The 11,863-nt window shown below is 42.4% G+C and carries 11 protein-coding genes; 3 read left to right on the forward strand and 8 right to left on the reverse strand.

The window, feature by feature from the left end:
• Nucleotides 1-6: 6 nt before the first annotated feature.
• On the reverse strand, nt 7-1,338 hold the full coding sequence (locus I5M19_RS04975) for a MutS-related protein (RefSeq protein ID WP_200064765.1): 1,332 nt from the start codon (nt 1,336-1,338) through the stop codon (nt 7-9).
• Between the two features lie 147 nt (nt 1,339-1,485).
• Entirely contained in the window at nt 1,486-2,142 is a 657-nt protein-coding gene (gene pgmB / locus I5M19_RS04980; RefSeq protein ID WP_200064768.1) for a beta-phosphoglucomutase, read from the reverse strand.
• A 142-nt stretch (nt 2,143-2,284) separates the two neighbouring features.
• Between pgmB and I5M19_RS04985 the strand changes: the two genes are divergently transcribed.
• The 3 genes from I5M19_RS04985 to I5M19_RS04995 all read left to right on the forward strand — a co-directional run bounded on the left by I5M19_RS04985 (nt 2,285) and on the right by I5M19_RS04995 (nt 5,499).
• Complete coding sequence (locus I5M19_RS04985; protein WP_200064771.1) at nt 2,285-2,638, forward strand: VOC family protein; 354 nt, start codon at nt 2,285-2,287, stop codon at nt 2,636-2,638.
• Between the two features lie 85 nt (nt 2,639-2,723).
• A complete protein-coding gene (locus I5M19_RS04990) occupies nt 2,724-5,156 on the forward strand; it encodes a penicillin acylase family protein (protein WP_200064774.1) in 2,433 nt (810 codons plus the stop codon).
• Nucleotides 5,157-5,160: 4 nt separating this feature from the next.
• The gene (locus tag I5M19_RS04995) at nt 5,161-5,499 is read left to right on the forward strand and encodes a hypothetical protein (RefSeq protein WP_200064776.1); all 339 of its coding nucleotides are present in this window, start codon (nt 5,161-5,163) and stop codon (nt 5,497-5,499) included.
• A 56-nt stretch (nt 5,500-5,555) separates the two neighbouring features.
• Here the strand turns inward: I5M19_RS04995 and I5M19_RS05000 are convergent, their stop codons facing one another.
• From I5M19_RS05000 to I5M19_RS05025, 6 genes are all read right to left on the reverse strand, one after another.
• Nucleotides 5,556-6,233, reverse strand: a complete 678-nt coding sequence (locus tag I5M19_RS05000; RefSeq protein WP_200064779.1) for a lipid-binding SYLF domain-containing protein — start codon at nt 6,231-6,233, stop codon at nt 5,556-5,558.
• Nucleotides 6,234-6,407: 174 nt separating this feature from the next.
• A complete protein-coding gene (locus tag I5M19_RS05005) occupies nt 6,408-7,160 on the reverse strand; it encodes a 3-keto-disaccharide hydrolase (RefSeq protein ID WP_200064782.1) in 753 nt (250 codons plus the stop codon).
• Nucleotides 7,161-7,171: 11 nt separating this feature from the next.
• Complete coding sequence (locus tag I5M19_RS05010; protein WP_200064785.1) at nt 7,172-8,899, reverse strand: GMC oxidoreductase; 1,728 nt, start codon at nt 8,897-8,899, stop codon at nt 7,172-7,174.
• 37 nt (nt 8,900-8,936) lie between these two features.
• Nucleotides 8,937-10,034: a PfkB family carbohydrate kinase gene (locus I5M19_RS05015; protein ID WP_200064788.1), complete on the reverse strand. Its 1,098-nt coding sequence runs from the start codon at nt 10,032-10,034 to the stop codon at nt 8,937-8,939.
• A gap of 5 nt (nt 10,035-10,039) precedes the next feature.
• Nucleotides 10,040-10,774, reverse strand: a complete 735-nt coding sequence (locus I5M19_RS05020; protein WP_200064791.1) for a glucosamine-6-phosphate deaminase — start codon at nt 10,772-10,774, stop codon at nt 10,040-10,042.
• A 2-nt stretch (nt 10,775-10,776) separates the two neighbouring features.
• On the reverse strand, nt 10,777-11,862 hold the full coding sequence (locus I5M19_RS05025; RefSeq protein WP_200064794.1) for a Gfo/Idh/MocA family protein: 1,086 nt from the start codon (nt 11,860-11,862) through the stop codon (nt 10,777-10,779).
• Nucleotide 11,863 lies beyond the last annotated feature (1 nt).

Raw genomic sequence — 11,863 nt, forward strand, 5'->3', positions numbered from 1 at the left:
GGGATGCTAAGAATTTAAAGAGTTTTTTATTATTTCCAGTATCCGTTCATTTTTTACGATCCACATTCCTAATCGTTCTTCAGTAATTCCCTGTTTAAGTTTATAACTATTAACCGGGTTCGTTTCTTCAAAAATGGTTTCCATATATCTGAAATTAATATTTCCAATGGATGATAGTTCATGGGCAACTTCAACAATGTGCGTGGAAATTACAAAGAAGCAGGTTTTTACTTCTGCAAAGGCTGCTATTATAGCAAGTGAGGCATCATAGGCGTCTTTAACATTTGTACCTCTGAACAATTCATCAAAAATCACGAAAATACCTTTTGACTCATTTAATTTTTCAGCTACGTACTTTACCCTCAGCACTTCTTTATAAAAATGGCTGTGCCCCTGTTCTACATCGTCCGCTAAGTTAATAGTTGTAATTAATCCTTTAAATGCAGATGTCACCAGCCGTTTAGCAGGCACAGGAAAGCCTAATTGTGATAAATAGATGGCAATTCCGATAGATTTTAGCAGCGAGGATTTCCCCGCCATATTAGTACCGGTAACGAAACAAACGTTCCTGTCTGGGCTGAATTCAATGTCATTACTTTTAGCATCGGTAATAAATGGATGAAATAATCCTTCAATAATCAATTCCGACCGATGTTTTTCGCTAATTTCGGGAAAGGTGAAACCAAGGGCCTTACCGCTCGCACTAACCGACTGGTACACATCTAACTGGTAAGCTATATTTAACAAAACTTTTATCTTCTGAGAGGAGAGCTGCCTGAAAAACTGGTCCGCTTTGGCCATATCCTGAGCATTGCGATTACGCTTATCTATAAGTTGTTTTAGCCACGTTAATTCTTTAGGCTGGAAGGTGTTTAAAATGGTTTCACGGAATTCCTGTAATTTTTCAGGCAGATCGCCCTTTAATGCTTCAGCGTAATTTAGCAAGCTATCAAGTACTGACAGTGTACTTTCTACGCCGGTTTTAATTACATAATATTCATTATTGTTATTGAATGCATACAAGATGTTTTCTAAGAATCCGGTTATAAGCGAAAATGGCTTAGCATGATAACGTTTATTAAGATAAAATTCTACAAAGTCGTAATCGTTTCTGTTTAAACTGATTTTAATGCCGTTTGCCTCGATATATAAAAATACATCTACTCTGGCCTTTATATCAACAGGGTTAATAAGCGGGTTGTTGAATATTTCGTGCAAGGCTTCACTGCCACCAATTGTACTTGTATGGCTAAAAAGGCTATATATAGATCGGCCGGAATTGTTATTGCCAAATATTGCGAGATCATTTAGTGTTTGCCTGTCTATATCGAAATTCATAACAGTTTATGTAAGAGTTGCTTAAAGCTAAACCTCCTTTTATTATCTTTATTATAAGTAACAACACTATTCATGTAATTCATAGCAACATCCCTGCAAAGTAAGGTTGTTCGCATCAAGAAAAAGATATTGGTAATGAGGGTATTATTAAAATAATTTATAAATATCCTGTAATTGTAATTTACCAAGGCCTGCGCTTACCATGTCGGCCTTGGTAAGCACTTCAGGCGAGCCTATACCAACGGCCTTCATTCCTCCGTTTATAGCGGCTTCAATACCGGCTACGGCATCCTCAAACACAACGCAGTTTTTAGGGTCAACATGCAGCGCCTCGGCTCCTTTTAAAAACACTTCGGGATCGGGTTTGGGTTTACTTACACTATTGCCATCAATTACGGCATCAAATAGGGCCAATAATTCCAGTTTGCTTAATATAGTGGGTGTGTTTTTACTGGCAGAGCCTATAGCCGTTTTTATACCCGCATCACGGCAGCTTTGTACAAACTCGCGCGCACCCGGCAATATCTCGGCAGGGGTCATTTGGTTTATCATCTCTGTATACCAGTTGTTTTTTCGGGTAGCCAGTTCCAGTTTTTCTTCAGCGCTTTTATCAGTAATGTTTCCCCAGCCCAATATAAGGTCGAGCGAGTGCATCCGGCTCACCCCTTTTAATTGTTCGTTTTGGTGTTCGGTAAAATCAAACCCTAATTGATTTGCCAGGCGTTTCCAGGCTTTATAATGATAAACAGCGGTATCAACAATTACTCCGTCCAGATCGAAAAGGCAGGCTTTTAAATTACTCATGTTATAGTATAAGCGGTAAAGGTAGCAGTTAGCTATTTAATATGTCACCTAAAATGTTGCTGTTATTGTGGAATATTTAACTCTAAAGTCGTTATTTTTATGACGGAAATTTATAAACACGGAAGAACAAGCCAGTTAAATTATGAGAGCAATAAGCATTATTTCTATCCCGGTTACCGATCAGCAGGTAGCCAAAGAGTTTTATTTAAAAATGGGTTTCAAAATAATGGTGGAAGCACCGTTTCAGGGCGATAGCATGTGGATACAAATGACCCTGCCGGATGTGGAAACATCTATCACTCTGGTAAACTGGTTCCCTGAATTAAAAGCAGGCAGCATACGCGGCTTTGTAATTAATTGCGAAGACCTGGACGCGGATATTAAACAACTAACCGATAAGGGCATTGAAGTAGGCCCAGCCGATAAAACACCCTGGGGCCGTTTTGCTACAGTAAACGATCCGGATGGTAATGCCTGGAGCCTGCATGGCAAATAAATAAGAGCAAACTTATACTGATGCCTGTAAAATTTATTTTACGGGCATTTTCTTTTAATTAACTTGCCTTATCAATCTAATCCGCATGAAGATATTTAAGGCAGTTTTATCGGTAGTAGTAACACTGATACTTATTTGGGCGCTGCAAACAAAGTTTGGCGATCTGCCGCCCATAGGTAAATTTTTAAATCCGGCTACTGGGTTTTGGCAAAATGCAGAAAGTAAAGATACCGACCCATCAGAGGAGTTGAAACTTGATGGCCTGCAAGCCAAAGTGACCATTAAATACGATGATAATATGGTGCCGCATATTTTTGCGGAGAACGACCACGACCTGTATTACGCTCAGGGTTACGTAACGGCCCGTGCCCGCCTGTGGCAAATGGATATACAAACCCGAAGCGCATCGGGCAGGCTGTCGGAAGTTGTTGGCGATAAAGCTTTACAGGTTGACAGGTATCACCGCCGTATGGGCATGGTTTATGGCGCTGAAAACACGTTGCGCGGTATCATGAAAGATTCCGTGATGCGGGGTGTAATAAATGCTTATACCGATGGCGTTAACAGTTATATCCACAGTCTTGCACCTAAAGATTACCCGGTGGAGTTTAAGCTCCTGAATTATGCGCCGGAAGATTGGAAGCCCATCAACTGCGCGTTTTTATTAAAGCTGATGTCCGAAACATTGGCGGGTGGTTCTAATGAATTAGCCATGACCAACGTTTTGAACCGTTTTGGCGCAAAAGTGACCAACGATCTTTTTCCGGATCATTACTTTCATCAGGAGCCTATAATACCTGCAGGCACCCCCTGGAATTTTAAACCATTACCTGTGCCACAGCCACCGGCAGATTTTAAAGCTCAAATGATGGTCGGCATGAAGGTGAAAGAAAAGCAGGAAGGCATTGGCAGTAATAACTGGGCCATAAGTGGCAGTAAAACAGCTTCCGGTTATCCAATACTGGCTAATGATCCGCATCTCGATCTTACTTATCCATCCATCTGGTATCAGGTGCAAATGGCTGCGCCGGGAGTTAATGTTTATGGCGTGTCATTACCCGGTGCGCCGTGTGTAGTTATTGGCTACAATCAAAAAATAAGCTGGGGAGTGACAAATGTTGATGCTGACGTGCTCGACTGGTATCAGATAAAGTTTAAGGACAGTACAAAAAATGAATACTGGTATAATAACCAATGGAATAAGGTTACCCGACGGGTAGAAGAAATAAAAATACGGGGAGCAAAAACAGTTTACGATACCGTTTTATATACCCGTTATGGTCCGGTGGTGTATGATAATGCCCAAATGGCAAAAAAGGGCAGGAGCAATATTCCGGTAGGCAACGCTCTTAAATGGGTGGCACACCAAGAATCCGATGAGTTTAAGACATTCTACTTGTTAAACCGCGGAGAAAATTACAATGATTACCGCCAGGCATTAAAATATTTTACCGCTCCGGCACAGAATTTTGTGTTCGCTTCGGCGGATAATGATATAGCCATAACACCAAATGGTAAACTGCCGCTTAAATATAAAGATCAGGGGAAATTTATAATGGATGGCAGCGATACCGCTAACGATTGGCACGGCTGGATACCCTACGAGCAGAATCCAACAGTTAAAAATCCGCCGCGTGGGTTTGTCAGCTCGGCTAATCAATCATCTACTGATGGCAGCTACCCATATTACATTAACTGGCAATTTGCACCTTATGAGCGCGCAAAGCGTATTAACGATCGGTTGGCGGTAATGCAAAAAGCAACGGTAGATAGTATGCGTGTATTACAAACTGATACTTACAGTATACGCGCTCAGGATATCTTGCCCGCTATGCTAAGTTATATTGATGATTCTAAATTGGATGAAAACCAATCAACCGCGTTTAATATGCTTAAAAAATGGGATAAAAATTTTGCAGCTAACTCTACAGGGGCAACTGTTTTTGCATACTGGTGGAGCCGTTTTTACCAAATGACCTGGCGCGATAATTTTAACAGTAAGGATACGGTGCTGGCCTATCCGTCAACCGACAGAACGGAGGAGTTATTATTGAAAGATCCTAATTCCGTTTGGTTTGATAACAAGCGTACACCCGCGAAAGAAACCTGTGCCGATGTATTGAGTAAATCATTTAATGAAACTATAAATGAATTAGTGCGGGATCATGGAGGCCCCGGCGAAGCGTGGCAATGGGGACGGGTGAAGAAATTTGAGGTGAGCCACCTTGCTCATCTGGACGGGTTTGGTTCGGGTAATTTTGCATCCGGCGGTACAGGTTCCACTGTTAATGCGCTTACGGATGGGCACGGTCCATCATGGCGTATGGTGGTGCAATTAGGGCCCAATGTAAAAGGTTATGGCATAATACCCGGCGGGCAGTCGGGCAATCCGGGTAGCTTTTATTATGATAACATGTTACCCATATGGCAAAAAGGGCAATTAAATGAATTGCTTTTTTTACAGTCGCCCGGTCAGTCATCTACAAGAATCAGAACAACATTAACGCTTAATAAATAACGCTATGCTATTTCCCATAATTCTTTTATTAGCTTTTGTGAGCGGCTTTTTTTTACCATGGTGGGTACCCTGTTTAATGGCATTTATTGCAGCATTGTTCTTCGGCAAAACATCAGGCCAATCTTTTTGGGCGGGTTTTGCCGGTTTGGGGGTAGCCTGGCTTGCGCTGGCGTTGTTAAAAAGTTTTCCGAATGAGCATATACTGGCAACGCGGGTTGCTCACCTGTTTCATTTACCGCATTGGTTACTCTTACTTACTGTTACGGTAATAATAGGTGGTTTAGCAGGGGGGATGTCGGCGTTATCAGGCCTTTTGGTAAAACGGGTTTTTGATAAGGCATAAAATAAAGCCCGGAAATAATTCCCCGGGCTTTGTTTAAAAATTACAATACCTAAAAGCTATTCAGTCAGGTTGTTTAGTGTTGATTTTAATTGTGTAACAGCTGCAGATGTATTTGTTGCCCTGTCAAAAATATCGCTTGAAGCTACGTCCGACCCGTAAAAATTAGCATTCATGCTTTTGTTTATTGACAAGTTTGAACCATTGATACTGATACCTGCAAACAACCCCTTGCTGCGCGAGTAAGAGTAAATTTCAGCTTCCAGTTTATAGTCGGTACTTGCGGTAGAACTGCGACCCACCGGTCCTGCTGCTGCTGAAATATCTCCGCCGATGGTAAAGTCGCCGTTTTTTACTTTGGCAAGCACTCCCTTGTGCCTGAATACTAAAACCATATCTACAGATTGTACGCCTATCTGGAAACCAATGCTACCACCTGTCAGAGTGATAAATACCGGGTCGCTCCATTTGCCGTTATCCAGTTTAACCATGGCAACACCTGTTCCGCGTTTTCCGCCTATGCCAAAGCCTGCGTTAATAAGTTTAGGGATGATGATAATGCCCTGATATTCCTCTAATAATTGTTGAGGAATGCTCTCTTTCATTTTACCAAATTCTTTTAAAACGTTGGTAGCGTCATGTATCTTTTCGGTCCCTTTATCGGCAGTAGTTGCCGAAGCCAGTATGAAAAACGCACCGATAAGCAGCGGTAATCTTAATAATTTTAATGTTTTCATGATGGATGTGAGTTATGTTATTAAACGTTATAAACCCTGCAAATTATAACTGCTACCCGGAATATTTGTTTCATCTAATCCCCTGTTGCCATAATTATAACACTCTCATGTTAAACATAAAAATATCAAATCTATAAACCACTCACCATCAGCGAATACCGTTATTTTATCCGCCTAAAGTTTTTTGATTTGGATATTACGGAACCAAACATCAGCTCCATGATCCTGCAAAGCGATGTGCCCCTTTTTAAATGTGCCGAAGTCTGGCCATTCCTTAAACTTGCTGCCTGCTATCAGCTTTTTCCAGTTATCATCCCACATAGTGGTTGATAACACACGTTCGTCGTTTACTAATATATCCAGCTTGCCGTTATTAGCTATTATCTCTGTCTTGTTCCATTCGCCGGCGGGTTTAACCACATCTTTAGAGATAGATATCAGATCATAAAGATCGCCTGCGCGGTGTTTGATAAGTTTACCATCCTCGTTTTCCTTATTATCTGCAATTTGAGTTTCTGGGCCGGTATACCAAGGGTATTCATACTTAGCGGTATCCTCTTTTACATAAAACATAATGCCACTGTTACCTGCGCGTGATATTTTCCACTCCGCTTTAAAATCGAAGTTGCTGTATTCATCATCAGTTAAAATATCGCCCCCGTTTTTAGTTTGCCAGTCGGCTTTTTGTGAAGCATCTAAATGCAGTATGCCATCTTCGGCCTTCCATGCTGTGCCTGCCGAATCTTTACCGTAGGTGTGCCATCCTTTAGTGGTTTTTCCATCAAAGAGCGATACCCAGTCGTGGTTAACAGAGTCGGCGCCTGTTAAAACACTATCCTGATAATTAGCAGGTTGTTTATTTGAAGAGTTAGAGTTGCAGCCGCCTGCAATAACAGCTGCAATAATAATAAAGCTAAGTTTTCTCATTAATTGGTTGTTTATAGATTACCTTTTTTTATTTCGTTAACGGCATAAGTAGCGGCGCGTGCCGTAAGTGCCATATATAATATAGAAGGACTTTGGTTGCCCGTACTGGTCATGCAGGCACCGTCGGTTACAAACACATTCTTACAATGATGCAACTGGTTCCATTCGTTCAGTAATGATGTTTTCGGATCTTTACCCATACGCACACCACCCATTTCGTGAATATCCAGCCCCGGGGCTTGTTTATTGTTATGGGTTTGTATGTTTTTACATCCGGCTTTTTCGAGCATCTCTGAACTTTGGGTTAAAAAATCCTTTATCATGCGCTCATCGTTATCATCATATTCAACCGAGGTGACCAACAACGGAATACCCCACTGGTCCTTTTCGGTTTCGCTTAAACGAACATGATTACTTTCCTTGGGTACAGTTTCCCCCTGTAGGTACATAAATACGTGCCAGCGCCCCGGTTCTGATAAGTTATCTTTATAATCTGCACCTATTGCACCATCCTGCGGTTCGTTGGGGTGTTGATCGCGGTAGGCATTCATGAAGGTGGTGAAACCGCCAAAATAGTCGGTGTCACGCTTATGCAGGTTACGGTAATTCACCAGTATCAGGTCGGTTGGGTTACGGCCAAAGTAATATTTATCCAAATAACCGTCAATATCGGCATTAACTGAGGCACGGTAATTATGGAATGCAATGTATTTTCCCATTAAACCGTTATCATTGCCCAAACCATTAGGAAAACGGTTTGACTTGGAATTAAGTAGTATTAAGTTCGTATTTAATGCCGATGCATTCAGGAAAATTACTTTTGCAAAAAAATCAGTTACCTCTTTGGTGTTGGTATCTATTACTCTTACCCCGGTAGCTTTGCCCAGTTTTTCATCATAAATAACAGAATGCACAACCGAGAACGGCCGCACTGTTAAATTCCCGGTTTTTGCCGCCCAGGGCAGGGTAGAGCTAACTGAACTGAAATACCCGCCGAAAGGGCATCCCCTCATACACATATTACGGGCCTGGCATTTACCCCGGCCCTGCTGCAGATGTACCTCGCGAGGCTCGGTAAGGTGTGCCCAGCGGGCGTGTACCAAATGACGGTCGGTATAATTCTCTTTAAGCTTTTGTTTAATATCGGTTAATACACAGTTCATCTCAAACGGGGGTAAAAATTCACCGTCGGGCATAGCTTCCAGGCCGTCCTTACTACCGCAGATACCGATGAATTTTTCTACGTGTGAATACCACGGAGCAACATCTTTATAACCTATGGGCCAGCCTATGCCATAGCCAAAACGTTCGGGTGCGGTAAATTCAAAATCGCTCCAGCGCTGCGTGGCCCTGCCCCAGGTAAGCGATTTGCCGCCAACCTGATACCCGCGTATCCAGTCGAAAGGTTTTTCCTGTACATAAGGGTGGTCTGCATCCTTTACAAAAAAGTGATCGCAATCGTCACCAAAACCTGCTGCTTTGGTAATAAGCGGATTTTCTTTATAAAACTTCTCGCTCATACGGCCACGGTATTTAAAATCCCAGGGTGGGGTGGTGGCTGTAGGATAGTCTTTGTTATGTTCTACATTGCGGCCGCGTTCAAGCACCAGTGTTTTCAGCCCCTGTTCGCACAGTTCTTTTGCTGCCCAGCCGCCGCTTATACCCGAGCCGATAACTATGGCATCGTAAGTATTCGCGTCAGCACCGCCCGAATTGATGTTAGGTGTATTAATTGACATGAAAGTTTATAAATTGGTACGATAAAGATGCGATTTTTTATCCGGAAATGTGTGTATTTATCATACTAATATCGGGGCTGTTTCCTGTTTTTATGTAACAATTTGATGTTAAGTTTGCCATAGCCAGTGATAGCTCCGTGTTTAAGCCCGCTAATTGCCCTATGCAAAAGCCGGCGTTAAAATTATCGCCCGCACCTGTGGAAATTTTTGGCTCGGCTATAAACTCCGGTACATCTGTATAACAGCCTTTTTCATCCCATGCTAAGGATAATTTGGAGTTGTGAATGATGAGCGTATTGATCTTTAATCTGTTAAATAACTTATCACCAATTTCTTGGATGTTGTTGTCACGGCTGTCTCCAAATAGGTTGTTGTAGAGAATATTAGCCTCATTACGGTTAAGGCTGAGGGTTACTTTTCCGTAGTTGCCAAAATCTTCTATTAATTTTAATGCGGTTGTTATAGCCGCCGATTGCCGTTTAGAGCAGTCGGACAAGTCAAAGAAAAATTGCTTTGCAGGATGAACTGTGTGCCCCGTAAAAACATCTGTTAATAAACCTTGCCAAATATTATTGGAATAGTCCAGTTCACTCCAGTTAACCAGACACACCAGATCGGCGGAGCTGAATATCTCAGACAGTGTTTCAATCCCTATAGCATTTTTGATGGTTTCCCAATCGGCATGATTCAAGTCGGTCATTTGTGCCAGCATCAGCTTGCCGTCAGTAAATTCCATAGCATTAGTAAAGCCGGGATTGGTAAAGCTATATAGTTTACAATTTTTATGCATCTGCGCAAAAGCCGCGCTTATAGATGGTACCCCAAATGCCCCGACACAATTAATATTGCCGCCCATTTGTGCCATAGCGTTAGCCATTATAGGCATATTACCGCCCAGCTTTTGCATTAGTTCCTCGCTCTCCAGGCTAAAGCCCGATCCGCTTTTGTTGCTGATGTAATCGCCGAATTCTTTTATGGTATTAAAATATACGGTGGTGCCATCCGTAGTTTTGTGGTTAACTACCTTTACAATGGAGTCCACAAATCCGTCAAATCCTGCTACGATCTTTTTTTTGGCTAAAACAGGAGCCGCTTGTCGCAGGGTTTCTTTTATATATTTTAATTTACCTGGCATTAAATTCAGGCTAAATGTTCCAATTCTGAAGCGGCATCCTCGTCTAACAAAATACGTGCAGCAGGTAGATTTTGTAAAATAGAAGCCGGTACATCCGTAGAAATTTGCCCGTTTAACGCCTCATTAATGATGGATGCCTTTTTACTTCCTGAGGCTATAAGCACCGGGATTTTAGCTTCAGTTAAATGCTGGAGCCCCAGGGTTATACCCTGAGTCAATCTGGTTTCCTGCTTAAAATATTTTTGCCCTACGGTTACGGTTACCGGGTCAAGCTCCGACAGATGAGCATACAAATTAAATGGCGTGCCGGGTTCGTTTAAGCCCAGGTGCCCGTTCATTCCTATGCCTACTATCATCATATCCAATCCGCCCTTTTTAGCAATAAAATTATTAATTCGTTCACATTCAGCTTTCAGATCATCTGCCTTAGCATTAAACAAGGTGATCTGGCTGTCGTTGATATTTAATTTATTAAAGAAGTTGGTATAAAGGTAATGCTTACAGCTTCCCTCATTGGTTTCATCCATACCTACCCATTCGTCGAGCCCTATAAAGTGACATTTGTCCAACTTTATCTTACCCGCATTAGCATAGCTTATAACATGTTGCAGCATGCCGGTAGGCGATTCGCCAGATGGGAAACAAATAAGCGAATCGGGCTTGTTAACAAGCTGTTCAGCCACCAGATCGGCCGCCGCTCTTGACATTTTGTCGTAATTATTATAAATAGAAATTTTCATAATTATTTGGCGTTCAGCCACAGGTCTACAGGTTTATTAACTTTTGAAGAAAATGGCAGATTTATCTTTTTACCTTCCCCTGCTGATGCATAGGCGGCATAGATCATCTCCAGCACGGCGCGCCCGTCTTCACCGGTAACTAATGGCATTTTATCCTCACGTACGCATTCAATAAAATGCTTCAATTCATGCGGATAGCCTTGATTAAACACTTCCTCAAATATGGTGAAGGTCCAACCGGCAGTAGTATCGGCTTTTTCCATAGCATAACCGTAACCCTCGCGGCTGTAGGTAACAGCGGAATTTCCCATAAACAGATCGGCATAAATAACACCTCCTGTACCGTAAATTTCGCAACGATCATCCATGCCGCCATGTTTGGCCCAACTGTTTTCGGCTACGCAGGTAACACCGTTCTCCAGTTCTACCACCACAACCGCGTTATCCTCGCCCTTGGTGCGCCCTTTATGAAAAACGGTAGCCATAGTGGCGTAAACACTTTTAACTTTGGCGTGGCCCGTCATCCACCTAAACCAACCTAATGCATGGCAGCCCATATCCATTAACACCCCGCCGCCTGCCAGTTCAATATCATAAAACCAATCGGTATGCGGGCCCGAGTGCTTTTCTGATTGTTTAAGCATGTAAACCTCACCAACTGCGCCCTCTTTTACCAAGTGCCTTGCACGTTCGTATTTTGGCGCGAAACATAGCTCTTCTGCATACATTAGTTTTACGTTTTGCTGCTTGCAAACGGCTATCATTTCGTCAGCCTCTTCTAAGGTTACAGCAAGTGGTTTTTCAATAATAATGTGCTTACCTGCCCTGGCAGCTTTAATAGTCACTTCGGCATGTAAGTAATTCGGCAGGCAAATATCAACCACCTCACAATCGCTTGCGGCTAAAAGCTCGTCTACATCACTAAACCAGTTTGGTATGTTATATTTTTCAGCAAATGCCTTTGCTTTTTCCGGATTGCGGGCATAAACCGCCACCACTTCCGCCTCGGGTATAAAGCGGTGGTACGATTCCATGTGTACATCGGTAATAAATCCCGCTCCTAATATGGCTACTTTTGTTCTGGTCATT

Origin of the sequence: Mucilaginibacter segetis, from assembly GCF_016522075.1 — a bacterium.
GTDB classification, from domain to species: Bacteria; Bacteroidota; Bacteroidia; order Sphingobacteriales; family Sphingobacteriaceae; genus Mucilaginibacter; species Mucilaginibacter segetis.

What these genes read in the sequence shown, in the direction of transcription:
- I5M19_RS04975 (WP_200064765.1), bottom strand. Translation starts at nt 1,338, where the DNA reads ATGAATTTCGATATAGACAGGCAAACACTAAATGATCTCGCAATATTT.
- pgmB (WP_200064768.1), bottom strand. Translation starts at nt 2,142, where the DNA reads ATGAGTAATTTAAAAGCCTGCCTTTTCGATCTGGACGGAGTAATTGTT.
- I5M19_RS04985 (WP_200064771.1), top strand. Translation starts at nt 2,285, where the DNA reads ATGAGAGCAATAAGCATTATTTCTATCCCGGTTACCGATCAGCAGGTA.
- I5M19_RS04990 (WP_200064774.1), top strand. Translation starts at nt 2,724, where the DNA reads ATGAAGATATTTAAGGCAGTTTTATCGGTAGTAGTAACACTGATACTT.
- I5M19_RS04995 (WP_200064776.1), top strand. Translation starts at nt 5,161, where the DNA reads ATGCTATTTCCCATAATTCTTTTATTAGCTTTTGTGAGCGGCTTTTTT.
- I5M19_RS05000 (WP_200064779.1), bottom strand. Translation starts at nt 6,233, where the DNA reads ATGAAAACATTAAAATTATTAAGATTACCGCTGCTTATCGGTGCGTTT.
- I5M19_RS05005 (WP_200064782.1), bottom strand. Translation starts at nt 7,160, where the DNA reads ATGAGAAAACTTAGCTTTATTATTATTGCAGCTGTTATTGCAGGCGGC.
- I5M19_RS05010 (WP_200064785.1), bottom strand. Translation starts at nt 8,899, where the DNA reads ATGTCAATTAATACACCTAACATCAATTCGGGCGGTGCTGACGCGAAT.
- I5M19_RS05015 (WP_200064788.1), bottom strand. Translation starts at nt 10,034, where the DNA reads ATGCCAGGTAAATTAAAATATATAAAAGAAACCCTGCGACAAGCGGCT.
- I5M19_RS05020 (WP_200064791.1), bottom strand. Translation starts at nt 10,774, where the DNA reads ATGAAAATTTCTATTTATAATAATTACGACAAAATGTCAAGAGCGGCG.
- I5M19_RS05025 (WP_200064794.1), bottom strand. Translation starts at nt 11,862, where the DNA reads ATGACCAGAACAAAAGTAGCCATATTAGGAGCGGGATTTATTACCGAT.